Origin of the sequence: Nocardioides bizhenqiangii (assembly GCF_034661235.1) — a bacterium.
Taxonomy (GTDB): Bacteria; Actinomycetota; Actinomycetes; order Propionibacteriales; family Nocardioidaceae; genus Nocardioides; species Nocardioides bizhenqiangii.
Genome location: NZ_CP141059.1, coordinates 3,760,399 through 3,784,027 on the forward strand (window position 1 = coordinate 3,760,399; position 23,629 = coordinate 3,784,027).

Annotated in this window: 23 protein-coding genes; 8 read left to right on the plus strand and 15 right to left on the minus strand. The window is 69.4% G+C overall.

The features are described from left to right. Position 1: 1 nt before the first annotated feature. Both SHK19_RS18285 and SHK19_RS18290 read left to right on the plus strand, forming a co-directional pair. Positions 2–1,045, plus strand: coding sequence for a LacI family DNA-binding transcriptional regulator (locus SHK19_RS18285; RefSeq protein ID WP_322456139.1), 1,044 nt, complete (start codon positions 2–4; stop codon positions 1,043–1,045). Positions 1,046–1,069: 24 nt separating this feature from the next. Further along, entirely contained in the window at positions 1,070–1,855 is a 786-nt protein-coding gene (locus SHK19_RS18290; RefSeq protein WP_322456138.1) for an enoyl-CoA hydratase-related protein, read from the plus strand. A 4-nt stretch (positions 1,856–1,859) separates the two neighbouring features. Here SHK19_RS18290 and SHK19_RS18295 read toward each other — a convergent pair whose 3' ends face one another. The 5 genes from SHK19_RS18295 to SHK19_RS18315 all read right to left on the minus strand — a co-directional run bounded on the left by SHK19_RS18295 (position 1,860) and on the right by SHK19_RS18315 (position 5,975). Beyond that, positions 1,860–2,465, minus strand: coding sequence for a rhomboid family intramembrane serine protease (locus SHK19_RS18295; protein WP_322937084.1), 606 nt, complete (start codon positions 2,463–2,465; stop codon positions 1,860–1,862). A gap of 28 nt (positions 2,466–2,493) precedes the next feature. After that, positions 2,494–3,000, minus strand: coding sequence for a class III extradiol ring-cleavage dioxygenase family protein (locus SHK19_RS18300; protein ID WP_322937085.1), 507 nt, complete (start codon positions 2,998–3,000; stop codon positions 2,494–2,496). Further along, positions 2,997–3,857: a dihydropteroate synthase gene (gene folP / locus SHK19_RS18305; protein ID WP_322456135.1), complete on the minus strand. Its 861-nt coding sequence runs from the start codon at positions 3,855–3,857 to the stop codon at positions 2,997–2,999. Before folP ends, SHK19_RS18300 begins: the two co-directional genes overlap by 4 nt. Further along, positions 3,857–4,753, minus strand: a complete 897-nt coding sequence (locus SHK19_RS18310) for a glucosyl-3-phosphoglycerate synthase (RefSeq protein WP_322456134.1) — start codon at positions 4,751–4,753, stop codon at positions 3,857–3,859. Before SHK19_RS18310 ends, folP begins: the two co-directional genes overlap by 1 nt. A gap of 337 nt (positions 4,754–5,090) precedes the next feature. After that, on the minus strand, positions 5,091–5,975 hold the full coding sequence (locus SHK19_RS18315) for an N-acetylmuramoyl-L-alanine amidase family protein (RefSeq protein WP_322937087.1): 885 nt from the start codon (positions 5,973–5,975) through the stop codon (positions 5,091–5,093). A gap of 197 nt (positions 5,976–6,172) precedes the next feature. On the opposite strand from SHK19_RS18315, the gene SHK19_RS18320 reads away from it, so the two are divergent. Beyond that, positions 6,173–7,642: a sugar transferase gene (locus tag SHK19_RS18320; RefSeq protein WP_322937088.1), complete on the plus strand. Its 1,470-nt coding sequence runs from the start codon at positions 6,173–6,175 to the stop codon at positions 7,640–7,642. Positions 7,643–7,861: 219 nt separating this feature from the next. Here SHK19_RS18320 and galE read toward each other — a convergent pair whose 3' ends face one another. Further along, positions 7,862–8,866: a UDP-glucose 4-epimerase GalE gene (gene galE / locus SHK19_RS18325; protein ID WP_322937089.1), complete on the minus strand. Its 1,005-nt coding sequence runs from the start codon at positions 8,864–8,866 to the stop codon at positions 7,862–7,864. A 208-nt stretch (positions 8,867–9,074) separates the two neighbouring features. Here galE and rfbB point away from each other — a divergent pair, with 208 nt between their 5' ends. Next, the gene (rfbB, locus tag SHK19_RS18330; RefSeq protein ID WP_405030437.1) at positions 9,075–10,076 is read left to right on the plus strand and encodes a dTDP-glucose 4,6-dehydratase; all 1,002 of its coding nucleotides are present in this window, start codon (positions 9,075–9,077) and stop codon (positions 10,074–10,076) included. 111 nt (positions 10,077–10,187) lie between these two features. Here the strand turns inward: rfbB and SHK19_RS18335 are convergent, their stop codons facing one another. The 4 genes from SHK19_RS18335 to SHK19_RS18350 form a co-directional block, all read right to left on the minus strand. Next, complete coding sequence (locus SHK19_RS18335; RefSeq protein WP_322456129.1) at positions 10,188–10,541, minus strand: phosphomannose isomerase type II C-terminal cupin domain; 354 nt, start codon at positions 10,539–10,541, stop codon at positions 10,188–10,190. A gap of 113 nt (positions 10,542–10,654) precedes the next feature. Further along, positions 10,655–10,936 (minus strand): DUF2516 family protein, encoded by a 282-nt coding sequence (locus SHK19_RS18340; RefSeq protein WP_322456128.1) that lies wholly within the window; start codon positions 10,934–10,936, stop codon positions 10,655–10,657. A gap of 91 nt (positions 10,937–11,027) precedes the next feature. Then, positions 11,028–11,615, minus strand: a complete 588-nt coding sequence (locus SHK19_RS18345; RefSeq protein WP_322937091.1) for a hypothetical protein — start codon at positions 11,613–11,615, stop codon at positions 11,028–11,030. Between the two features lie 44 nt (positions 11,616–11,659). Next, positions 11,660–12,085: a helix-turn-helix domain-containing protein gene (locus SHK19_RS18350; RefSeq protein WP_322937092.1), complete on the minus strand. Its 426-nt coding sequence runs from the start codon at positions 12,083–12,085 to the stop codon at positions 11,660–11,662. A gap of 129 nt (positions 12,086–12,214) precedes the next feature. On the opposite strand from SHK19_RS18350, the gene cysC reads away from it, so the two are divergent. Together cysC and SHK19_RS18360 are read left to right on the plus strand one after the other, a co-directional pair. After that, positions 12,215–14,113, plus strand: a complete 1,899-nt coding sequence (gene cysC, locus SHK19_RS18355; protein ID WP_322937093.1) for an adenylyl-sulfate kinase — start codon at positions 12,215–12,217, stop codon at positions 14,111–14,113. Next, positions 14,110–15,144 carry a sulfite exporter TauE/SafE family protein gene (locus tag SHK19_RS18360; protein ID WP_322456124.1) on the plus strand — a complete coding sequence of 345 codons (1,035 nt, stop codon included), beginning with the start codon at positions 14,110–14,112 and terminating at the stop codon, positions 15,142–15,144. The genes cysC and SHK19_RS18360 overlap by 4 nt, the downstream gene beginning before the upstream one ends. 128 nt (positions 15,145–15,272) lie before the next feature. On the opposite strand, the gene SHK19_RS18365 is transcribed toward SHK19_RS18360, so the two are convergent. Both SHK19_RS18365 and SHK19_RS18370 read right to left on the minus strand, forming a co-directional pair. Beyond that, complete coding sequence (locus SHK19_RS18365; protein WP_322937094.1) at positions 15,273–16,457, minus strand: nucleotide sugar dehydrogenase; 1,185 nt, start codon at positions 16,455–16,457, stop codon at positions 15,273–15,275. Positions 16,458–16,508: 51 nt separating this feature from the next. Beyond that, positions 16,509–17,351, minus strand: a complete 843-nt coding sequence (locus tag SHK19_RS18370; protein WP_322937095.1) for a DUF4143 domain-containing protein — start codon at positions 17,349–17,351, stop codon at positions 16,509–16,511. A 90-nt stretch (positions 17,352–17,441) separates the two neighbouring features. Between SHK19_RS18370 and cysD the strand changes: the two genes are divergently transcribed. Continuing rightward, complete coding sequence (cysD, locus tag SHK19_RS18375) at positions 17,442–18,356, plus strand: sulfate adenylyltransferase subunit CysD (protein WP_322937096.1); 915 nt, start codon at positions 17,442–17,444, stop codon at positions 18,354–18,356. Next, positions 18,356–19,615 (plus strand): sulfate adenylyltransferase subunit 1, encoded by a 1,260-nt coding sequence (locus SHK19_RS18380; protein ID WP_322456120.1) that lies wholly within the window; start codon positions 18,356–18,358, stop codon positions 19,613–19,615. The genes cysD and SHK19_RS18380 overlap by 1 nt, the downstream gene beginning before the upstream one ends. Positions 19,616–19,648: 33 nt before the next feature. Here SHK19_RS18380 and SHK19_RS18385 read toward each other — a convergent pair whose 3' ends face one another. The 3 genes from SHK19_RS18385 to SHK19_RS18395 form a co-directional block, all read right to left on the minus strand. Next, complete coding sequence (locus tag SHK19_RS18385) at positions 19,649–20,437, minus strand: Stf0 family sulfotransferase (RefSeq protein WP_322456119.1); 789 nt, start codon at positions 20,435–20,437, stop codon at positions 19,649–19,651. Between the two features lie 2 nt (positions 20,438–20,439). Then, positions 20,440–21,252: a hypothetical protein gene (locus tag SHK19_RS18390; RefSeq protein WP_322456118.1), complete on the minus strand. Its 813-nt coding sequence runs from the start codon at positions 21,250–21,252 to the stop codon at positions 20,440–20,442. A 122-nt stretch (positions 21,253–21,374) separates the two neighbouring features. Then, a complete protein-coding gene (locus tag SHK19_RS18395; protein ID WP_322937097.1) occupies positions 21,375–23,471 on the minus strand; it encodes a hypothetical protein in 2,097 nt (698 codons plus the stop codon). Positions 23,472–23,629 lie beyond the last annotated feature (158 nt).

The following is a 23,629-nucleotide window of genomic DNA, read 5'->3' on the forward strand; positions in this document are numbered from 1 at the left end:
GATGAGCCAGTCGCCCACCAATCCCGGGAACGGAGCCGGGAACGCGCCCACGCTCGACGAGGTCGCTCGTCTCGCCGGCGTGTCGCGGGCGACGGCCTCGCGGGCGATCAACGGCGGCAACCGGGTGTCGCCGGCGGCCAAGGCCGCGGTGGACGCCGCGGTCCGGTCGCTCGGCTACACCCCCAACCCGGCGGCCCGGAGTCTGGTCACCCGGCGCACCGACTCGGTCGCGCTCGTGGTGCCCGAGCCGGACGAGCGGGTTTTCACCGACCCCTTCTTCGTGCACACGCTGCGCTCGGTCAACCGGGTGCTCGCTCCCCGGGACCTCCAACTGGTCCTGCTGCTCGCCCGTCCGGGCGACGAGGAACGACGGATGCTCCGGTATCTGGGCCGCCGCCACATCGATGGCGCGGTCGTCGTGTCGCACCACTCCGAGGACCGGCTCGCCGAGCACTTCGCGTCGCTCGGACTGCCGTGCGCGTTCGTCGGCCGCCCGTGGTCCGGCGCGGACAAGGTGCCCTACGTCGACACCGACAACACGGCCGGCGCCCGCCTCGCTGCCGAGCGCCTCGTCCAGCGCGGTTGCCGACGGATCGGCACCATCGCCGGGCCCGTCGACATGGCGGCGGGCATCGACCGGTTGGACGGCTGGCGATCGGCGGTGCAGGACGCCGGACTGGCGGACGACGCCATCGCGCACGGTGACTTCACCGAGGTCGGCGGCGCCCGGGCCGCGGCGGAGCTGCTCGCGACGTTTCCTGACCTCGACGGCATCTTCGTCGCCTCCGACCTGATGGCGGCCGGCGCGCTCGCCGCCCTCGCTGCGGCGGGGCGTCGGGTGCCCGACGATGTCGCGGTGATCGGGTACGACGACCTCGGCGTGGCCGAGCGCTGCACCCCACCACTCACCACCGTCCGCCAGCCGCTCAGCGAGATGGCCGAGCAGGCCACCCGGCTGCTCCTGGAGCAGATCGACGGCGACCGCGACCCGCAACCCATCCGGGTGATCTTCCCGCCCGCGCTCGTGGTCCGGAAGAGCGGCTGACGGCGAGGCTCTAGGCTCTCGCGGGTGACCGAGCAGGAACTCATCGTCGACCGCGATCGCCTCGGGCCGGGCGTCGTCGAGGTGACCTTCAACCGGCCGCACCGGCGCAACGCCTTCACCCGGGCGATGTACGGCGACCTCCGGGCGATGTGCGAGGAGCTGCGTGACGACCGGTCCGTCGGCGTCCTCGTCCTGCGGGGCGCGGGCGGCCAGGCGTTCGCGGCTGGCAACGAGATCTCGGACTTTCTGGACTCCGACGCCGTGGCCTACGAGACCTGGATCCGGGAGCTGCTCGAGATGCTCTTCGCGCTCCCCCAGGTGACGATCGCCGCGATCGACGGCGTGTGCGTCGGTGGTGGGCTCGCGGTGGCGACGCACTGCGACCTGCGGATCGCCACCGCGGACAGCCGGTTCGGCTACCCGATCGCCCGCACCCTCGGCAACGCGCTGTCGGCGTCCATCGTCTATCGCTGCGTCGCGACCTTCGGTGAGCCGCTGACCCGGGAGATGCTGCTGGCATCCCGTCTGGTCGGCGCCGACCGGGCCCACGGCGTGGGCGCGCTCGTCTCGTGCGTCGCCGACGCTGCGGCGCTCGACACCGAGCTGGCTGCGCTCGTCGACGGCATCAGCCACGCCTCGCGGGTGACCCTCCGGGTGACCAAGCATCAGCTGCACCAGCGGGCGCTTCTCACCGAGGCTTCCCCCGACGACGAGGCAGCCGTGCTCACCGAGGTCTACAACGGCGCCGACTTCAAGGAAGGCGTGCGGGCCTTCCTCGCCAAGGAGAAGCCGGCCTTCGGTCGGGACTAGGACGCTAGGCGTCGCCGGGGAGAACGCTCCGGAGCACCTCGCCACGGCGGTGGCTGACGACCACCGCGGCGATCGCGCCGCCGATCGCCCCGAACAGATGACCCTGCCAGGAGACGCCCGGCTGGCCCGGGAGCACACCCCACAGCACCCCGCCGTAGATGAAGAGCACGACGGCGCCGAGGACGATCTCCCACAGCTTCCGGTTCACGATGCCGCGGACGACGACGTAGACGAGAAAGCCGAACACCAGGCCCGACGCGCCGATGTGGTTGGTGTTGCTGCCGGCCAGCAGCCACACGCCCACCCCACCGATCACCCAGATCACCGCGGTGGCGGCGAGCCCGCGCAGCAGGCCCGCTGCCAGGGCCAGGAAGCCGAGGACCAGCAGCGGTCCGCTGTTGGCCGACAGGTGGTCCCAGCCGCCGTGCAGGAGCGGGGCGAACAGGATGCCCAACAGTCCCTCGTCGGACCGAGGCTGGACGCCGTACTGATCGAGCTCGTGGCCCATGGCGGCGTCGATGCCCTCGACCAACCAGAGCACCGCCGTGAAGACGCCGATCACAGCGGCAGCCTGCACCCAGACCGGTATCTCACGTCCCCTGATCTCCACGAAGGCAAGTGTGGCGGGTCGGACCGCCTCACGCCCAGCGAATCACCCAGTACTGCACGCCGAAGGGTGCGGCGTCGTACAACACCTCTGCGGTGTGCGCCGGCGTGAGCAGCTCGCCGAGGCGCCGGATGCCCGCCACGTCCGCCCACATCTCCTCGGCCAGCTGCTGGTCGAGCGCGGCCAGCGCGACGGGGAGCGGCGCGAGCAGCGCGCGGCGCAGGTCGTCGTCGAAGACCTCTGCGCGGTCGTCGAGGTGGCCGGGGGCCTTGAGGGACCGCTTCGCCGAGCCGTTGCCGACCACCAGGACTCCGGTTGCATCGTCCGTGACCTCCTCCGAGCCGGTTTCCGCCATCAGCGACCGGGCGACCCGCAGCCCGGATCCGGACGCCAGCAGCGCGACCCGCGGCCCGAGCCCGGCGACCGCGGCGCCACAGGCCGCGCGGAGGTCCGCGATCGGGTCGTCGAGCGATGCGTACGACGGCAGCAGTGCCGGCACGCCCGGCACCAGCGCAGCGTTCGTCCGGGGCGAGCTCATGTGAGGCCCCGGGTCGCGCGCCGCGGGGGACGACGGCCGGCGATCGACCACACCATGTCGACCACCTGGCGGGTCTCGACGACCTCGTGCACCCGGTAGATCCGCGCTCCGGCGAGAGCGCAGACGGCGGTCGCCGCGAGCGTTCCGACCAGCCGCTCCCCGACGGGCAGGTCGAGGGTCTCGCCGACGAAGTCCTTGTTGGACAGGGACACCAGGACCGGCCACCCGGTCTCGACCATCTCACCGAGTCGGCGGGTGAGCTCGAGGGAGTGGAAGGTGTTCTTGCCGAAGTCGTGGGCCGGGTCGATGACGACCGACTCTCGGGCCACACCGGCGGCGACCGCACGCTCGGCGTAGCGGACGGTGTCGTCGATCGCGGCAGCGACCACGTCGTCGTACTCGATCCGGAACGGGCGGGTCCGCGGCGTGGCACCCCCGGTGTGGGTGCAGACGAGCGCGGCGCCGTGCTGCGCCGCCACGTCCACAAGCTCCGGGTCGGCCCCGCCCCAGGCGTCGTTGAGCAGGTCCGCGCCGGCATCGCACACGGCCGCGCCGACCTCGGCACGCCAGGTGTCGACCGAGATCACCAGCGAGGGGTACGACGCCCGGACCCGCGCCACGAGGTCGACGACCCGTCCCTTCTCCTCCTCGGCCGAGATCTCCTCGCCCGGCGCTGCCTTGATCCCGCCGATGTCGACGATCTCGGCGCCCTGCTCGACGACGGCCGCGACCCGCTCGAACGCGGCGTCCTCGGCCCAGGTCGCGCCGCGGTCGTAGAACGAGTCGGGCGTGCGGTTGACGATCGCCATCATCAAGGTGGCGTCGTCGGAGAAGGTCTGGCGGCCGAGCTTCAGCATCAGAGGTAGTCCTCCGCTCCGGGGCGCTCGAACACCTCGACCACCCGGTCGACGGGGATCGGTCCGGGCACGAACTGGCGGAGGCGGACGCCTGCCTCGTCTCCCCCGACCGGGACGAGTCGATCGCGATCCATGATCGCCGCCGCGACCTGCACCGACATCGCGCCGAGGTCGAAGAGGGACTGGTGGTCGTGTGCGCGGGTGCCGAGGTCGACCTGGGCGATGCCCTGCTCGTCGTGGAGCCGCCAGGTGTCGATCAGGGCGCCGATCTCCACGCCGTAGCCGGTCGGCACGGACAGGGTGGCGAACCACGACCGCCGCACGGCCCACTCTCCGGCCAGCGGTTGCACGACGTCCGCGAGCCGCGGGAAGAGGAGCGAGAGGAGCGGGCGCGCCACCAGCTCGGTCACCCTGCCGCCGTCGAGCCGGCCGCGCTCCCCGGGCCGCTCGTAGAAGCCCTTGACCAGCTGCACCTCCGGCCAGGTCAACAGCGGGCCGAGCAGACCCGGCACGAAGTGGGTGTCCCAGTCGGTCAGGTCCGCGTCCATGAACACCAACACGTCGCCGGTCGTGACGAAGAGCGACTTCCACATCGCCTCGCCCTTGCCGGGGTGGCTGCCGAGATCGGGACGGATCTCCGAGGAGCGGTGGACGACCGCGCCGGCCGACGCCGCGGCGTCGTACGTCCCGTCCGTCGAGTCGCTGTCGATGACCACGACCTCGTCGACCAGCGAGACGGTGTCGACCAGTCGGTCGCGGACCCGTCCGACGACGTCACCGACGGTGCCGGCCTCGTTGCGTGCCGGTACGACGAGGCTCACCCGGGTGTCGCCCTTCGCGTCGACCAGGGCATCGAGCGGCCAGTCCTCCCAGTGCGCGGTGCGGATGCCGCTCACGCGCACCCCGGCGATTCGACGGGCATGGCCGCGACCCTACCGACCGGCCCGCACCGAGCCGGACTGCGGCTTTGTACCAGAACCGAGGACGGGCGCGGTGGTCCCGGGGCAGACTGGCTCCCCTCGGGACAAGGATCGGCTTCTCTCTGGGGGGAGAAAGTCCCAGGGTCCGGATGCGAGCTCTCCGCAGATGGATGAGAAAGGCCCGGTGTCGGGCGAAGTACGGTCGGGCGTGCCCGCACGGCGGTCACTACGGCGGGAAACGTCGCAGCTCGGTCACTGCTGCCCAGACCCACGCGCGGAAGCCGTTCAAGGAGCCGAAGGACCACCACCCGTCTCACCGCGCCAGGAAGCGCGCGATCGACCGGGCGAGGGCGGACGCGTAGTGACGCCGTCCTGCCGCGCTGGTCATGAGCATCGCGTCTCCGGGGTCCCGCATGTTGCCGAGCTCGACCATCACGGTCGGGACGTCGGCCAGGTTGAGGGTGCCGAGGTCGCCGCGGACATCGATCCCGTCGCTGCCGGCGTACGTCGACGGCGCGAACCCCTCCTCGACCAGCACGTCCCTCATCGCCTCGGCCAGCTCGAGCGAGGGCACGGCGATGTCGGTCGTCCACGGAGCGATCTCCGCGGGTGCGATCACGTGGAAGCCGTGGGCACCAGGGGCGAGGGACCCGTCCGCGTGGATGCTGACCTTGAGGTCGGCGGTCGGTCCCGGTTCACCGGGGTTGCCGGCGCGGCCGCGCTCGTCGATGCACGGACCCCACGCCGTCGCCGAGTTGGAGGTCCTCGTCAGGCTGACCCGAGCACCGAGCCGACGCAGCAGCCGCCGGGTGGCACCCGCCACCGCCCAGGTGAACGACGCTTCGGGGTACCCGCCGTTCGTCGCCGTACCCGTGGTGTTGCAGGGCTTGGTGAACCCGCCCGCGTCGACCGGGGCGGCCACCTCCGCGGGGAATGCAGCGTTGCCGAGCTGGTGCCCCGGGTCCAGGACGACGACCAGGCCCGCGAGCGGCGGCTCAGGGTCGAGGGTCGGCGCAGCGATCGTCGCCCGTGGCGGGAGCCCTCCGTCGGACCGCTCCGGCGGCGACGTGACGCGCGGCGACGGGTCGGAGGCCGGGTCGCGGGTCGCCTCGTCGCACCCCACCAGCAGCACCGCCGCGACCGCGACAACGGTCACCGCGCTGCGGATGCGCAGAGAGCGTTGCGGGGCGGGAATCATAGGTCCCTGAGCCTAGGCTGTCCGGCTTTTCACCAAGTTCCAACGGCCAATTCGCAGAGGTGTCCAGACCGGTCTAGACCCGGCGCTGAAACGTGTAACCCCGCCCGGTTCAGGTCGTTGGTCCTGCTGGGTCGGAGCCAGCGAACTCGGACCTGGGCGACGGCGCCCGCGACGCACACGACGGCTGAGGTGATCTCGTGACGGTGGTGATCGGGCACTCGGCTGCCACCCGCACACGAGTGCTGACGGCACCGTCGAGCCGCTCGCTGAAGTTCGTCCCGTTCATGCTGGTCCTCCTCGACGTCGCCGTCGTGGCCGCGGTCTCCGGTCTCGCCTCGTTCTTCGACAACGGCATGCCGATGTTCGACGCGCAGGCCGCTGACGACCTCGGCAGCCGGACGACCGGCCCCCTGGTCACCCTCGGCTGGGTCGTCGTCATCGCGCTCGGCGGCGGGTACCGCAAGCAGGTGCTCGGCGGCGGCAGCGACGAGTACAAGCGGGTACTCAATGCGACGCTCGCCTACACCGGCCTGCTCGCGCTCATCCTGTTCGTCACCCAGGCCGACGTCTCCCGCGCCTTCTTCCTCCTTCTCTTCGCGTTCGGGCTGCCCGGCCTGCTCCTCGCACGCTGGGGCGCTCGCAACCTGCTCCACCGCGCGCGCATTGCCGGCCACCTCGGCCTGCCTGTGCTCATCGCCGGCTCACCCGAGCACGTCGACGACATCCACGGCGTGCTGGACCGCACCCGGTGGCTGGGCTATCGCGTGGTCGGCGCCGTGACCCCACCTGGAGAGGCCGGCCACACCGTGGGCGGCGTCCCCGTCATCGGCACGACCGACGACGTCACGACCGCCGCCCTTCAGTCGAACGCGCAGCTGATCCTGTTCGCCGGCGGCTCGTCCCACTCGGCCCAAGACCTCCAGGAGAAGGTCTGGCAGCTCGAGGAGCGGGGCATCGGCGTCGTCGTGGCGCAGAGCGCCACCGGGATCATCATGAGCGACCGCGCGTCGTTCCGCCCGGTCGGCGGCCTTCCGCTCATGCACCTCGGGGCACCGGCCTGGGCCCAGGCGACGCGCGTCGGCAAGCGCACCTTCGACTTCCTCGGCGCGCTGGCCCTGCTCGCCGCCTTCAGCCCGCTGTTCCTCTTCATCGCGCTACGGATCAAGCTGCACGACGGCGGACCGGTCTTCTTCCAGCAGTCGCGGGTCGGCCGCCAGGGCGTGCCGTTCCGCTGCGCGAAGTTCCGCACCATGGTCCCCAACGCCGAGGACCTGCTGGCAGCCCTCCACGCCCAGACCAACTACGACGGCGGCCTGTTCAAGATGGCCGACGACCCGCGGATCACCAAGCCTGGCCGGTGGCTGCGTCGCTTCTCCCTCGACGAGCTCCCCCAGCTCTGGAACGTCGTCCGCGGCGACATGAGCCTGGTCGGCCCGCGCCCGCCGCTCCCCCACGAGGTGGCGCGCTACGACGTCGCCGCCCGGCGTCGCCTCCACGTCCGCCCCGGCATGACCGGCCTCTGGCAGGTCTCCGGCCGCTCGGACCTCTCCTGGGAGCATGCCATCCGGCTCGACCTCTACTACGTCGACCACTGGTCGATGCTGCAGGACCTGCACATCCTCTGGCGCACCCTCGGCGTCGTCATCCTCGGCCGCGGCGCGTACTGAGTTGAATTGCGCGAGCGTGTCGCTCGTTCCTCGCGCCACGCTGCCGCGCCGCAGTTGACGCGGTCACGGGTTGCGGCGGTCGGGCGTCTCACCGGGCGGCGCGCGGAGAGCGCTCCCGTCCTCGCTCCGGTCGCTCGTACCTCGCTCCCTGCGCTGCGGGCCTCGCGTTCTCCGCGACATGCCGCCTGGCTGCTCGTGGCCGGGCGGCATCCCGCTCCCCTACTCGTAGCCGAGGACGGACTTCCGCTTCTCTCCCCAGGCGAGGGCCGAGGCGATGGCGTCGTCGAGTGAGGCCTCGGTGCGCCAGCCCAGCAATTCCGCGGCCTTGTCCGCGTTGGCGAACGCGCCCACGGCGTCGCCGGGGCGCGGCGGCGCCTCGGTGACCGGCACCGGCTTGCCGACGACCCGCTCGACGGCCGCGATCAGCTCCTTGACGGTCACGCCGTCGCCGCCGCCGATGTTGACGTAGGAGTACGGCGCGCCCTCGGCCTCGATCACCTCGTCGAACCTCTCGACGGCCCGCACGTGGGCCTTGGCCAGGTCCCAGGCGTGGATGTAGTCGCGGATGCCGGTGCCGTCGCGGGTGGGAAGGTCGGTGCCGGTGATCGTGAACGACTCGCGGTAGCCAAGAGCGGTCTGCGCGAGCAGCGGTACGACGTGCGTCGCGTCCTTGAGGTGGTAGCCCGTCTCGAGGTCGGGGTCGGTGCCGATCGGGTTGAAGTAGCGCAGGACGATCGCCCGCAGGCTGGTCGCCTTGGAGATGTCCTCCAGGCACATCTCCATCATTCGCTTGGTGCGGGCGTACGGCGACGTGGGGTCGACGGGATCGGTCTCCCGGACCTCGAACGCCGGCTGCAGCGCATAGAGCGACGCCGTCGACGAGAAGAGAATCCGCGGCTTGCCGAGCTGCTCCAGCTGGTCGAAGAGCTCCAGCGACTTCGCCACGTTGTCGCGGTAGTACTCGTAGGGCAGCTCGACGGACTCCGGTACGACGATCCGCGCCGCCATGTGGATCGTCGCCTCGATCTCGGGGTGCTCCTCCACGATCCGGCTCAGGAGTGCCCGGTCGGCGATGTCGCCCTCGTAGAAGATCCGGCCCTCCGTGAACTGGCGGGGCCCGACCAGCAGCGAGTCGAGGAGCACCGGGGTGTGACCGGACTGCTCGAGTGCCTTCGAGGTGATCGAGCCGAGGTAGCCGGCGCCGCCGGTGACGAGAACCTTCATGGAGCGAGAGCCTAGGTGGTGTACCCCAGCGGACCGCGGAGCAGCCCCAGGAGGTAGTCGCGGTAGGTCAGGTCGATCCCGAGCTGCGACCCGTCGCCGAGGAGGCGCCGGAACTGGTCGGCCTTGCTGACCGCCCTGGTGATCGGCGACCGCCGGTTGCCCGTGTCGCCTCCAGGATGATCCCGCGCATCCGACTAGCATGCCGCACGTGCATCAACGCATCCTGGTGACCGGCGGCGCCGGCTTCATCGGCTGCAACCTGGTGCGCCACCTGCTCGACCGCACCGATGCCTCTGTGACGGTGCTGGACAAGCTGACGTACGCGGCGACCCCCGCCGCCCTCGACGACCTGCCTGAGGCGCGGTTCTCCCTGGTCGTGGGCGACGTCGCCGACCCGACCGTCGTCGACCCGCTCGTCGCCGACCACGACGCGGTGGTGCACCTCGCGGCGGAGTCGCACAACGACAACGCGCTCCGCGACCCCGCCCCGTTCGTGCAGACCAACCTGGTCGGCACGTTCACGGTGCTCGAGGCGGTGCGGAAGGCCGACGTACGCCTGCACCACGTCTCCACCGACGAGGTGTACGGCGACCTCGCGCTCGACGACCCCAAGCGGTTCACCGAGGACACTCCCTACCGGCCGAGCAGCCCCTATGCGGCTTCGAAGGCGGGCTCCGACCACCTGGTGCGCGCGTGGGTCCGCAGCTTCGGCGTGCGGGCGACGATCTCGGGCTGCTCGAACAACTACGGGCCGTGGCAGCACGTCGAGAAGTTCATCCCCCGCCAGATCACCAACATCCTCGCCGGCCGCCGGCCGCGGCTCTACGGCGCCGGCGAGCACGTCCGTGACTGGATCCACGTCGATGACCACAGCGCGGCCGTGCTCACGATCCTCGAACGCGGCCGGCTCGGCGAGACCTACCTGATCGGCGCCGACGGCGAGCACTCGAACCTCGAGGTGGTGCGGATGATCCTCCGGCTGATGGGACGCGGGGAGGACGAGTTCGACCACGTCGCCGACCGGCCCGGGCACGACCTGCGCTACGCCGTCGACGCGGGACGGCTGCGCAACGAGCTCGGCTGGCTCCCGGCGTACGGCGACCTCGAGGCCGGGCTGGCGCGGACCGTCGCGTGGTACACCGAGCACCAGCACTGGTGGAGCCCCGAGAAAGCGGCTACCGAAGCGGCGTACGCCGCCAAGGGTCAGTAGGACCAGCCGACGCCGACCGGCAAGACGCCGATCAGGCGCAACCGACGACTGCGTCAACTGCGGCCCGGCAGCGTGGCGCGACGAAGGAGCGACACGCTCGGGCAATCCAGCTCAGACCTCGATGCGGCCGTAGTCGTCCTCGAGCCGGCAGATGTCGTCCTCGCCGGTGTAGGTGCCGTGCTGCACCTCGATGATGATGAGCGGCTCGTCGTGCTCGTTGGTGATCCGGTGCGGCTCACCGATCGCGACGTTGACGGAGTCCGCGACGTAGAGCACGCGGACGTCGCCGTCGATCACGCAGGTGGCGACGCCCGAGACAACGGTCCAGTGCTCCGCCCTGTGCTCGTGGGTCTGGTAGGACAGCCGCGCACCGGGCTCGACGACGATCCGCTTCACCTTGAAGCCGTCGCCCTCGTCGAGCACCTGCCACGAGCCCCACGGCCGCACCGCACTGTCACCGATCACGTCATCTCCAATGTTGTCCCTGATCCGTCGGCGCCCCCGGGCGGCGTCTCTGACGTAACGAGAGCCGAGACTCCGAGGGTACGGACCAAACGACGGAAAATTGCCGGAATCGGTCACCGACGCCGCAGGCCCGCGAGGGCCGGACGGACGTCGACCAGGTAGACGATCGACGCGATCGTCATCGCCAGGTTGACGATCATCAAGGGCAGCGGCAGCAGCTGGAGCACCACCGCGATGCCGAGCAGGATGCACCAGGTCGGCTTGTTGAGCTTGTCCGCCGCGAGGTAGGCCTCCGCCGAGTAGAGCAGCGCGTTGGCGAACGCGAAGATCTTGATCACGAGCAGCACGAAGAACACGACCAGCTGCACGAAGCCCTCGTACTGGAACACATCCATGATGAGCCGATCCTAACGGGGCCTTGACATCCGAAATGAACGAGACCCCGAGGGTCAACCCTCGGGGCCTCGTCGTACCTGGAGCCTCGGCTCAGTTGGCGGCAGCCTTCTTGGCCGGAGCCTTCTTGGCGGCGGCCTTCTTGGCCGGAGCCTTCTTCGCCGGGGTCTTCTTGGCCGGAGCCTTCTTCGCGACCGAGCCGGGCACGGAGGCCGGAGCCTTCACCGCGTCGCCCTTGCGGAGCTTGGTCACGACGCTCTCGCCACGCTTGGCGAGGTCGGCGTAGGTGCCGGTCAGGGTGGCGACGTTCTCGTCGTACTGCTTCTTCACGGTCGTCTGGACCCGGGTCGGCAGCGTCTTGGCGTCGGCCTGGAGGTCGGCGAGCTTGGACTCGAACTTCGCGCGGGTGTCGTTGAGCTGCGCGGTCGCCTTGTCCTGCAGAGTCTTCGGCTGGGGAACCTCGAACTCCTTGACGGACTTCTGGACGTCGGCGACGCGGGCGTTGACCTTGGTCTGGACGTCGGTGACGTAGCCCTTGACCTTCTCGACGGCCAGGTCGGTGACGCCGACGCCGGCGTACAGCGGCTTGGCGGCGACCTCAGGGACGTCCGGGAGGTCGATGGTCTTCAGGTCGACCTTGGGGACGGGGACCTCGAACTTGGGGAGCTCGAACTTCGGCATGGTGAAAAACACCCTTCGTGTGTGTTGGGGTGGTGCGTTGATTTTCAGGCAGGGGCGGTCGCCGCGTCGGCCTCGCTGGACTCTTCGGGGTCGACGGGTGCGAGCACCGGGGCGGCCTCGTTGAGCGCCAGGAACGACGAGTAGACATCGAGGAGCGACTGCTTCTGTCGCTCGGTGAGGCCGGTATCGCCGAGAACGGCGAGCTCGACCGACCCACCTACGCCGTCATCCGGGCTGAGGATTCCCGCCCGGATGTAGAGCTGCTCCGCGGAGATCCGCAGTGCCTTGGCGATCTGCTGCAGGACCTCGGCGGAGGGCTTGCGCAGGCCACGCTCTATCTGGCTCAGGTAAGGGTTGGAGACGCCGGCCTGCTCGGCGAGCTGCCGCAGGGAGAGACGCGACTGCGTGCGCTGCTCCTTGAGGTAGTCACCCAGAGCGCCGACCGTCTCGGTCACCTTTGCCTTCACCATGCTGCCCAGTGTGCTAGCAATAGTTAGCATTTTGCAAGCTGGGTTGGCGTGACCTGGTTCACAGGTGCCCAGGGACCGCCGAACGCGGCATTTCCTAGTGTCTCGCGTGGGTTTGGCAGGATACGCCGTGTGTCCCGTCCGCCCCTCCCCCAGCACTGCCCGTCGGCGCGCGAGCTGGACGACCTCGAGCTGCTGTCGGTCGGGGCGATGGCGCCGACGCTCGGGTTCAACGAGCCGGGCAGTCCGGTCACCCTGGCGCTGCCCGACGAGCGCGCGGACGAGGTAGCCGCCGGCGGTGCGGTCGAGCTGGTCGACCCGGAGGGACTCCCCCTCGCGACGGTCACCGGCGGCGGGTCCGTCTGGTCGGTCACCCCGTTGACGCACGCGCAGTACGGGCCGTTCCGTCGTCTCTACCTGCGACCGGAGGACGTCCGGGCGCGCTACGCCGGCCGCACCTTCGTCACCGTGACCGACGCCATGACCGAGGAGCAGGTGGCGCAGCTGCGGGGTCTCGGCGACGTCGCACTGCTGGCCCTCGTCGGCCGCGGCACCCCCTCCCTGTCCCCGGTCGGGCTGCTCCGGGCGACGTTGCGCGTGGCCGACCTGGTCGCGGCGGCCGGACCGGCGGTCGACGTGGTCGCCGTACCGCTCGCCACGCACGGCGACCCGGCAGCCGACGCCACGCTGCGGGCGCAGGTCGTCGCCAACTACGCCGGACCGGACCCGGTCGTGGACCTCGCGCCCGGCGGGACGCCCAGCGTCGAGGTGGCCGACATCGTCCGCGCGGACCGGCCGGCACCCGACGAGCAGGGTCTCGTCATCTTCTTCACCGGCCTCTCCGGCAGCGGCAAGTCGACCCTCGCCCAGGCCCTGATGGACCGCTTGCTCGAGCGCGGCGGTCGCTCCCTCACCAGCCTCGACGGCGACGTCGTACGCCGGAACCTGTCGGCCGGTCTCACCTTCTCCAAGGAGGACCGGGAGACCAACATCCGTCGGATCGGCTGGGTCGCCGCCGAGATCTCGCGGCACGGCGGCGTCGCGGTCTGCAGCCCGATCGCGCCGTTCGACGCGACCCGGCAGCAGGTGCGGCAGTACGTCGCCGAGGCGGGTGGGGCGTTCTTCCTCGTCCACGTCGCGACGCCGCTCGAGGAGTGCGAGCGGCGCGACCGCAAGGGCCTCTACGCGAAGGCGCGGCGCGGCGAGATCCCCGAGTTCACCGGCATCTCCTCGCCCTACGAGGAGCCGCAGGACGCCGACGTCCGCGTGGACACGACCGGCCGGACGATCGACGAGGCGCTGGACGACGTGATCGTCGCGCTCCGCGACGCCGGCTACCTCGACCTGGTCGATGACGCCGCACCGAACGCGGGGCGCGCCGGGCCGACGCCGGCGGGGGTCGAGATGCGTGCGGCACCGACGCCGGGCGCCGAGTCGGCCGGCGCCGTCTCGAACGGCTCCCGCGCCGGCTCGGCCCACCTCAGCGTGCTCTTCGTGTGCACGGCGAACATCTGCCGCTCGCCGTACATGGAGCTGCGCGCCGGCGCCCTGCTCCTCCCCGGCGGTCCGGCCACGATCGAGCTGGCCAGCGCCGGCACCCACGGCTTTCGCAACCGAGGCGTCGACGAGACCATGGCCGCCGTCCTCCGCGACCGCGGGCTCGGCGACGACCGGATCGGCGCGTTCAGCAGCCGACCGCTGACCCGTGAGCTGGTCGAGGCCGCCGACCTGGTGCTGACCGCCGAGTCCAGCCACCGCGCATTCGTGCTGGAGGAGGTCCCCGGCGCCTTCCGGAAGGTCTTCACGCTGGGGCAGTTCGCGGACACCGTCGCCCGCGTCGACGCGGCGGTCGTCGGCCCAGACCTGGTCGCGTACGCCGGGCACCGCCGAGCCACCGCGGACCCGAAGCACGAGGTCAGCGACCCGTTCGGACGCGGTCGGGCCGCAGCCAACCGGGCCGCCGACCAGATCGACGGGCTGTTGCGCGTCGTCATGCCCCGTCTGACGGGCTCAGGAAGGATCATTCGATGAGCGAGCTGCTCACCCTCACGGCGCTGTCCATCGTCGCCGCCGGCTTCTTCGTCGGCATCGTCGTCGGCCTCACCGGCATGGGCGGTGGCGCGTTGATGACGCCCGCGCTCATCTTCCTCGGCGTCGGCCACACGGCGTCCATCGTCACGGCCGACCTCACCGCGGCCGCGATCTACAAGACGGGCGGCGCGATCACGCACGCCAAGGAGGGGTCGCCCAACCTGCGACTCGCGGCCTGGCTGATCGCCGGTTCGGTGCCGATGGCCTTCGTCGGCCCCTACCTGGTCAGCTGGTTGACCGACGACGCCGAGCAGCTGGAGCAGACGCTCAAGCTCTGCATCGGCATCGCGCTGCTGTTCGCGGCGTCGACCTACGCCCTGCGGCTCTACATCAACCTGCGGCGGGTCCGGAGCGGTGCGCCCACCCCGGAGGAGAACCCCCGGATCCGGCCGGTGCCCACCCTGCTGGTCGGCATGCTCGGCGGCCTGCTGGTCGGCATCACCAGCGTCGGGTCGGGCTCGGTCATCATGATCGCGCTGCTGATGCTCTACCCCGGCCTGTCCGCGGTGAAGCTGGTCGGCACCGACCTCGTCCAGGCGGTCCCGCTGGTGCTCAGCGCGGCGATCGCCAACATCGCGATCCACGGTCTCGACTGGGACCTGCTGATCCCGCTGGTCATCGGTTCCGTCCCCGGCACCATCATCGGCAGCCGGATCGCACCGCGGGTGCCGCAGTCCTACATCCGCCGCGGCATCGTCGTGGTCCTGACCATGTCCGGCGTCGCGCTGCTCTTCAAGGCCGGGCTGCACCCGTTCGGCGAGGGGCACGAGACGCTCGAGGCGATCGTGGTCGGCGGTGTCGGCGTCGTGATGCTCGCGCTGGTCCCGGTCGTGTGGGGGATGCTGCGCAAGCAGCACGGCCTGCCGATGTTCGGAGCGCCCACCGTCGCCGAGCTGGAGAAGCTGCCGGGCGACCGACGGGCGGCCCGGAAGGCCGCGGCCGCACACGAGCGAGACGCCAAACAGCCGTAACCCTCTGACCGCGTCAACTGCGAGCGCGGCAGCGTGGCGCGCGCGGGCGAAGCCCGCATCGTGGGGCGCCCCTGGGCCGAGCGAAGCGATGGTCCGGGCGGTGACCCACGATTCGCGACACGATCGCGCTAGTCAACTCCGTAGATGTCGCGGGTGTAGACCTTCTCCTCGACGTCGGCGAGCACGTCGGTGCGCCGGTTGGCGACGATCACGTCCGCCCGCGACTTGAACTCCTCGAGGTCGCGGATCACCTCGGAGTTGAAGAACGACGGCTCGTCGAGCTCGGGCTCGTAGATGACCACCTCGACGCCCTTGGCCTTGATCCGCTTCATCACCCCCTGCACGGAGGACATCCGGAAGTTGTCGGAGCCGGACTTCATGATCAGCCGGTAGACGCCGACGACCGTGGGCCTGCGGCGCAGGATGTCGGCCGCGACGAAGTCCTTGCGGGTCGTGTTGGCGTCGACGATCGCGCTGATCAGGTTCTGCGGGACCTCGCGGTAGTTGGCCTGGAGCTGCCGGGTGTCCTTCGGCAGGCAGTAGCCGCCGTACCCGAAGGACGGGTTGTTGTAGTGCGACCCGATCCTCGGGTCGAGACCGACACCCTCGATGATCTGCCGGGTGTCGAGGCCGTGGGTCGCGGCGTAGGTGTCGAGCTCGTTGAAGTACGCGACGCGGAGCGCGAGGTAGGTGTTGGCGAAGAGCTTGATCGCCTCGGCCTCCGACGGCTCGGTGACGAGGACGGGTACGTCGTCGTCCAGTGCTCCCTCGGCCAGCAGATCGGCGAACCGCCTGCCGAGCGCCACGGCCGCACCGGATCGGCTCGAGGCACCGATGACGATCCGCGACGGGTGCAGGTTGTCGTGGAGCGCCCGGCCCTCGCGGAGGAACTCGGGCGAGAAGATGATGGTGGCGCCGGGATACTCGCGACGCATCCGTTCGGTGAACCCCACCGGCACCGTCGACTTGATCACGACGGGGGTGTCCCGGTCGGCCTCGAGGACCTGGCTGATGACCTTCTCGACGGTCGAGGTGTCGAAGAAGTGGGTCCGGACGTCGTAGTCGGTCGGGGTCGCGATGACGACGAAGTCGGCTGCTGCGTACGCGAGGTGGTGGTCGACGGTGGCCTTGAGGTCGAGCGGGCGATTGCGGAGGTAGTCCTCGAGCTCGGCGTCCTCGATCGGGGACACCCGCTCGTTGACCTGGTCGACGCGGTTCGGGTCGATGTCGAGCGCGACCACCTCGTGGTGCTGCGCCAGGATCACGGCGTTGGACAGGCCGACGTAGCCGGTGCCGACGATGGCGATCTTCATGCTCCGACGGTGGACGGCGGATGCGTCGTGATATGGACGACCGCGCGAACGTCAGGTGGCGGGCAAGAGCACGTTGCGTTCAGGGCTGTCCCACTCCCACAGCGCCGAGATCGGCAGACCCCACATGCCGGGCTGGTACTTGAAGCCGACGGACGCCGTGTTGAGCACGATCCCGCCGCGGAACCGCGATCCGGCGCGGACCGCCAGCGCCTCGAGCGCGCGGAACTGGTGGGGCCGGAAGCCGGCCGCCGTCCTGATCTCGATGCCGTAGACGGTGTCGTCGGGCAGCTCCACGAGGAGATCGACCTCGAGCCCGTTGCGCTCCCTCAGGTGGCCGAGGCGGTACTTCACCTCGCTGGTGCCACTCTGGCGGATCAGCTCGGCGAGGGCGACGCCCTCGAGCAGCGGCGCGAGCCGGCTGCGGCCCTCGAACTCGGTCAGCCGGTCGACGGAGATGCCGGCGAGGTGCCGGGCGACGGCCGGGTCGGTGAAGACGACGCGGGGACGCCCGACCGCGCGTTTCGCGACCGGCGACCCGGTCCCGGGCAGCAGCCGCACCAGTCCGAGCCGTTCGGCCACGTCGATGTACGGCGAGATCGTGGTGGCGGGGATCCGCGCCGCGGCCGCGAGCCGGGCCTTGTTGAGCTCGGCCGACGGCGGTCGCGCCATGGCCTCCAGGAGGGAGAGCAGCCGCGCCGGGTCGAGGCGGCGCAACGAGCGCGCGGCGTCGTACGCCGTCCGACGGAGCTCGTCGTCGATGCCGTCGTCGCGGGCCATGAGGTCGACGTACTCCGCGACACCCCAACGGGAGTGCACCTCCTCCGGCACCGACGCACGCGACCCGAGCCGGGCGACGAAGTCGCTCCCGCTGGTCGAGCCTGTCGAGACCCCCACCAGCGCACCCTACCGACCAAACTCGTAGATTTGTCTACACGATTCGCGCCGATGTCACCCCGCAAGGCGGTGCATGGCACGATGCTCCGCATGTCCCAGACCCACGCTGACTACCGGTTGAGCCAGCTCGACCAGCTCGAGGCCGAGTCGATCCACATCTTCCGCGAGGTCGCGGCCGAGTTCGAGAAGCCCGTGCTGATGTTCTCGGGCGGCAAGGACTCCATCGTGATGATGCGCCTCGCCGAGAAGGCCTTCTACCCGGCCAAGATCCCGTTCCCCGTGTTGCAGGTCGACACCGGGTACGACTTCCCCGAGGTGCTCGCGACCCGCGACAACTGGGTCAACCGGCTGGGTGTCCGGCTGATCGTGGCGTCGGTCGAGGAGGCGCTGGCCAACGGCATCGTCGTCGACGACGGCAAGACCAGCCGCAACCGCCACCAGATCGGCACCCTGCTCAACGCCATCGAGGAGAACGGGTTCACGGCCGCGTTCGGCGGCGGCCGTCGCGACGAGGAGAAGGCGCGGGCCAAGGAGCGCGTCTACTCCCACCGCGACGAGTTCGGCCAGTGGGACCCGAAGATGCAGCGCCCCGAGCTCTGGAACCTCTACAACGGTCGCCTCCACGAGGGCGAGCACATGCGGATCTTCCCGATCTCGAACTGGACCGAGCTCGACATCTGGGACTACATCGGTCGTGAGGGCATCGAGATCCCCTCGATCTACTTCTCCCACCAGCGCCGGGTGTTCGAGCGCGACGGCATGCTGCTGAGCGAGAGCGAGCACAACTCGTGCCGTGAGGGCGAGGTCGTCGAGGAGCGGACCGTCCGGTTCCGCACCGTTGGTGACCTGACCCTGACCGGCTGTGTCGAGAGCACGGCGTCCACGATCGACGAGATCATCGCGGAGGTCGCGATCGCCACGGTCACCGAGCGTGGCGCGACCCGCGGTGACGACCGGTTCTCCGAGGCTGCCATGGAGGACCGGAAGAAGGAGGGCTACTTCTGATGAGCACGACCAACATGGATCTTCTCCGGTTCGCCACGGCGGGCTCCGTCGACGACGGCAAGTCCACCCTGATCGGCCGGCTGCTGCTGGACTCGAAGTCGATCTTCGAGGACCAGCTCCAGGCGGTCGAGGCGACCAGCACGTCGAAGGGCTACGACTACACCGACCTGGCGCTGCTGACCGACGGCCTGCGCTCGGAGCGGGAGCAGGGCATCACCATCGATGTCGCGTACCGCTACTTCGCGACGCCCAACCGCAAGTTCATCATCGCCGACACCCCGGGCCACGTGCAGTACACCCGCAACATGGTGACCGGCGCCTCGACCGCCGACCTGGGCCTGGTGCTCGTCGACGCCCGCCAGGGCCTCACCGAGCAGTCCCGCCGGCACGCGGTCATCCTGTCGCTGCTCCGCGTCCCGCACCTCGTGCTCGCGGTGAACAAGATGGACCTCGTCGACTTTGCCGAGGACGTCTACCAGAAGATCCACACCGAGTTCACGCAGTTCGCGACGAAGCTGAACATCCCGGACCTCCAGGTCATCCCGATCTCGGCGCTCCAGGGCGACAACGTGGTCAACCGCTCCGAGAAGATGGCGTGGTACTCCGGACCCACGTTGATGCACCACCTCGAGCACGTCCACGTCGCCTCCGACCGCGACCTGATCGACGCTCGCTTCCCGGTGCAGTACGTCGTGCGTCCCAAGTCCGACGAGTTCCACGACTACCGCGGCTACGCCGGTCAGGTCGCGGGCGGCGTGCTCAAGCCCGGCGACGAGGTCGTCGTGCTGCCGTCCGGCATGACGTCGCGGATCGCCAAGATCGACCTGTTCGACAAGGAGGTCACCGAGGCGTTCCCGCCGATGTCGGTGACGGTCCACCTCGAGGACGACGTCGACGTGTCGCGCGGCGACATGATCGCGCGGGTGAAGAACGCCCCCGAGCCGCTGCAGGACATCGACGCGATGGTCTGCTGGATGACGACGACGCCGCTCAAGCCGCGGCAGAAGCTCGCCATCAAGCACACCACCCGCACCGGTCGCGCCCTGGTGAAGGACATCCAGTACCGCCTGGACGTCAACACCCTGCACCGCGATCAGGAGACCAAGGAGCTCGGCGTCAACGAGATCGGCCGCGTCCAGCTGCGCACCACGGTGCCGCTGCTGAGCGACCCCTACGCCAAGAACCGCGCCACCGGCTCGTTCATCCTGATCGACGAGGCGACCGGCGTCACCGTCGGCGCCGGCATGATCAACGGCTGACGCCGCCGGATCCAACGCGCCCTGGATGACGGGTCAAGGCCCCGTCGCCAGGTGCTCGGAAGCGGATCTCGTCTCGGTCCGGAGGTATTCCAGGAACGACTCACGCATCCGCGACGAACGTTCAGGGCTGATCACCTTCTGCAAGTTGCGGGTGGCCACTTCGTTCTTGACCTGGAATCCCATCGCGCGCGCGTGGGCGACCACGCGGCTCGTCGTCTCGTCGACGTGCCGGGTCAGCTCTTCGTAGGTCACGAGCAGGCCGAGGTCGGCATGGGCCGCGTGCGCAGTGAGGAGCGCGTTTCGCATCTGGTCTGCCCAGGAAAGCCGCCACAGGATCTGCGCGTTCATGTCCTCGATCGCGTGCGTCGCGTACTCGGGCGTCCGAAAGGCTGGGTCTGTGGAGTGGTAGACCCCGGTCGACTCGGCGACGACCCGCGAGATGGCTTGGTCGACAGCGTTCCTGACGAGGAACACGAGGAAGACCCGGTCGAACCTCTCGCGGGCCCACGAGATCACGCCGGGCAATGCCTCGCTCCGGGGCGCCGAGTGACCGACCAGCGCCTGGTAGGTGAACCCGGCCTGGCCGGGCATCAACTTCGTGGCCGCGACGCCCGGCGCGTCGTCCTGACAACCCCGCGCCAATCGTTCGAGGACGTTCTGCTCCGAGACGGGCTCCTCCAGCGCCTGCTTGTCGAGCCCGGTCATGTACTCCTTGGGGAAGCCCAAGCCCCCGAGGCTGCGAATGTCGCGGCACAGCAGTGAGGACCCGGATCGGGCCGAGGACACCACGAGGGTCAGCGAATGGAGTTCGTCGTTCCTCATGGTCAAACGCCTTCCCTCGGTTCGCGGCCGGTCTCGTTCTTGAGGTAGTCGAGGAAGCCCTCACGGATCTCGGTTGACCACCCCGCGCCGCTCACCTGCTCGCGCTTCCGCTCGACCACGTCGTGCTTCACCTCGAACCCGGCCTTGCGCGCGTGGGTCACCAGCCTGGTCGCGGACTCGGCGGGCTCGAGGTAGAGCTCGTCGTAAGTCAGTAGCATTCCGATGTCGGCGAACATGCTGTAGGACTCGAGCAGGATGCTGCGCTCGCGAACCACCCGGCCCAGGTTGGCCCGGATCAGCCGATGGATGTTCGGGATCTCCAAGTTACGAGCCTCGCCCCCGGGGGCGCCCACGGCTTTGTCGGAGGACGGGCCGCTCCCGGTCGATTCAGCGACGGCGTGCGAGATCGCCTGGTCGAGGGCGTTCCGCACCAGAAAAACCACGAACAGCTTCTCGAACCGCTCCTTCGCCCAGCTGATCACACCGGGAACGGCATCAACCGACGGGACACGTTTCCCGTAAAGCGCTTCGTAGGTGCCTGGAGCCTGGGGCACCATCAGGTTGACGGAAGCCACCCCGGGGGCGTCGTCCTGCACACCCATTGCGACCCGCTTCAGGACGTCCGCTTCGGCAGGGCCTGCCCCCCGCGGCCTTTTCCGGAAACCGCGCAGGTACTCCTTCGGCATCCCGAGTCCACCCAAGCTGTTGATATCGCGGCACAGGAGCTTCGATCCGGAACCCGCGGAGGACAGCACCAGGATGAGGGAGTGCAGGTCCGCCGGGCTCGTACCCGGAGCAGGGTCCGACATCGACACGACTTCTCCTCGCTCATCGTCCTCGATCGCATCGACAACGACCGGAAGGCTCGGCTGGGCAGCCTATAGTCCCGGGCCGTGCGCATGGGACCGTTTCGTCGACAGATCGCTCCGGCAGGGGGTCAGACGACTTTGAAGATCATGTCGTTGGATATCTGTTTCACCGCACGGTCGTAGCGGAACTGCTGGCCGCGTTCGGCGTCCACGTCGCCGAGCTGGTCTGCGTAGAGCGACTCCAGGGCCTTCAGGGTGTCGAGGGCCTCGTCCTTGTGTCCCTTGAGCGTCATCAGGTAGGCGCGAGACAGCTCCATGCGGAACTCGAACCGCCGGTCCAAACCGGGGAACTCCACGGCGTCGTGCATCTCGAGGCACTCCTCGTAACTCGCCTCGACGAACGGGTCAAACGCCGCGACGTCGGCCGGCACCTCCTTGATGCTGCGGTAGATCGAGCTCGAGAGGACCTGGCCCTCCCAGCTGAAGTAGTCCTTCAGGTATCCCATGGTCACCTTGATCCACGGCAGCCGGTCGAAGAAGAAGTCCTGGTTGATCAGGGTCGAAGCACCGGGAATCAGCGCAGGGTAGAACTCCCTCGAGACATGCGCGTTGAGCTGGATCGTCTTGCACACGTCGATGAACGCGATCTCGATCGGTGCATCATGCGGCCAGGTCTCCTCGGTCAGATCGCCGATGTGCAGCCGGACCAGGTCCTCGAACGGCGCAACAGTCTTCTCCAAGATCGGCACGAAGCTCTCACCGAACCGGTACTCGATCCCGTGCCAGACCCGCACCTGCTCCTTCCAGCCGTCAGGCAGGGGCAGGAACCCCAGCTCGTAACCATGGATCGGCTTGCCGTCCGGAAAGTTCTCCAACCTCAGCCTGTCGTGAACGTCGTTGTCACGAATGCCCTCGGCCAAAGCCACGATCGAGGACCCGAAGAAGCTGCCACCGTCGATGATGGCACCCTCGCCCCGCCACGTCCTGGCGACCAGGTTCGTCAGCATGGCCCGCTCGAGGTAGGAGATCATCCCCGGCGCGACCGCGGTGTCGCGAAGTCCGTCAGCGGTCTGGGGTACGTCGAGATCCCGGACGAACTGCGTCCCCAGCGCATCGCGGATCAGCCGCTCAACGCCGTCCGTCTGCCCGCTCGCCCGGTCCGGGGACGGCTGACCGGACTGGTGGCGGAGACCATCGCCGTTCCCGCCCCCGGAGTGGGAGACCTTGAAGATCATGTCGTTCGAGATCTGTTTCACCGCACGGTCGTACCGGAACTGCTGGCCGCGCTCGACGTCGTTGTCGCCGAGGATGTCGGCGTACTCCGACTCCAGGGCCTTCAGGGTGTCGAGGGCCTCGTCCTTGTGTCCCTTGAGCGTCATCAGGTAGGCGCGAGACAGCTCCGTGCGGAACTCGAACCGCCGGTCGAGGCCGGGGAACTCCACGGCGTCGTGCATCTCGAGGCACTCCTCGTAACTCGCCTCGACGAACGGGTCAAACGCCGCGACGTCGGCCGGCACCTCCTTGATGCTGCGGTAGATCGAGCTCGAGAGGACCTGGCCCTCCCAGCTGAAGTAGTCCTTCAGGTATCCCATGGTCACCTTGATCCACGGCAGCCGGTCGAAGAAGAAGTCCTGGTTGATCAGGGTCGAAGCACCGGGAATCAGCGCAGGGTAGAACTCCCTCGAGACATGCGCGTTGAGCTGGATCGTCTTGCACACGTCGATGAACGCGATCTCGATCGGTGCATCATGCGGCCAGGTCTCCTCGGTCAGATCGCCGATGTGCAGCCGGACCAGGTCCTCGAACGGCGCAACAGTCTTCTCCAAGATCGGCACGAAGCTCTCACCGAACCGGTACTCGATCCCGTGCCAGACCCGCACCTGCTCCTTCCAGCCGTCAGGCAGGGGCAGGAACCCCAGCTCGTAACCATGGATCGGCTTGCCGTCCGGAAAGTTCTCCAACCTCAGCCTGTCGTGAACGTCGTTGTCACGAATGCCCTCGGCCAAAGCCACGATCGAGGACCCGAAGAAGCTGCCACCGTCGATGATGGCACCCTCGCCCCGCCACGTCCTGGCGACCAGGTTCGTCAGCATGGCCCGCTCGAGGTAGGAGATCATCCCCGGCGCGACCGCGGTCTTGCGCAGTGCGTTGGCGGTCTGGGGTATGTCGAGATCCCGGACGAACTGCGTCCCGAGCGCGTCTGGGATCAACCTCTCCACCGTCATGAGTACCTGCACCTTTCGGGTCGCCGCCAGGGCCTTCGCTGCGCGGCACAGTACCCGGACGTCGTCGGACAACCGCCGCCTGTGCTCGCTATCTCGTGTCGCAGGTCGACGAGGGGCGGTGCGGGCACAGCACCGGGGCTTCCTTCATCGGCTTCCTC

What these genes read in the sequence shown, in the direction of transcription:
- SHK19_RS18380 (WP_322456120.1), top strand. Translation starts at nt 18,356, where the DNA reads ATGAGCACGACCAACATGGATCTTCTCCGGTTCGCCACGGCGGGCTCC.
- SHK19_RS18385 (WP_322456119.1), bottom strand. Translation starts at nt 20,437, where the DNA reads ATGAGGAACGACGAACTCCATTCGCTGACCCTCGTGGTGTCCTCGGCC.
- SHK19_RS18360 (WP_322456124.1), top strand. Translation starts at nt 14,110, where the DNA reads ATGAGCGAGCTGCTCACCCTCACGGCGCTGTCCATCGTCGCCGCCGGC.
- SHK19_RS18345 (WP_322937091.1), bottom strand. Translation starts at nt 11,615, where the DNA reads ATGCCGAAGTTCGAGCTCCCCAAGTTCGAGGTCCCCGTCCCCAAGGTC.
- folP (WP_322456135.1), bottom strand. Translation starts at nt 3,857, where the DNA reads ATGCTGAAGCTCGGCCGCCAGACCTTCTCCGACGACGCCACCTTGATG.
- galE (WP_322937089.1), bottom strand. Translation starts at nt 8,866, where the DNA reads ATGAAGGTTCTCGTCACCGGCGGCGCCGGCTACCTCGGCTCGATCACC.
- cysD (WP_322937096.1), top strand. Translation starts at nt 17,442, where the DNA reads ATGTCCCAGACCCACGCTGACTACCGGTTGAGCCAGCTCGACCAGCTC.
- SHK19_RS18300 (WP_322937085.1), bottom strand. Translation starts at nt 3,000, where the DNA reads ATGAGCTCGCCCCGGACGAACGCTGCGCTGGTGCCGGGCGTGCCGGCA.
- SHK19_RS18315 (WP_322937087.1), bottom strand. Translation starts at nt 5,975, where the DNA reads ATGATTCCCGCCCCGCAACGCTCTCTGCGCATCCGCAGCGCGGTGACC.
- SHK19_RS18365 (WP_322937094.1), bottom strand. Translation starts at nt 16,457, where the DNA reads ATGAAGATCGCCATCGTCGGCACCGGCTACGTCGGCCTGTCCAACGCC.
- SHK19_RS18350 (WP_322937092.1), bottom strand. Translation starts at nt 12,085, where the DNA reads ATGGTGAAGGCAAAGGTGACCGAGACGGTCGGCGCTCTGGGTGACTAC.
- SHK19_RS18395 (WP_322937097.1), bottom strand. Translation starts at nt 23,471, where the DNA reads ATGACGGTGGAGAGGTTGATCCCAGACGCGCTCGGGACGCAGTTCGTC.
- SHK19_RS18285 (WP_322456139.1), top strand. Translation starts at nt 2, where the DNA reads ATGAGCCAGTCGCCCACCAATCCCGGGAACGGAGCCGGGAACGCGCCC.
- SHK19_RS18340 (WP_322456128.1), bottom strand. Translation starts at nt 10,936, where the DNA reads ATGGATGTGTTCCAGTACGAGGGCTTCGTGCAGCTGGTCGTGTTCTTC.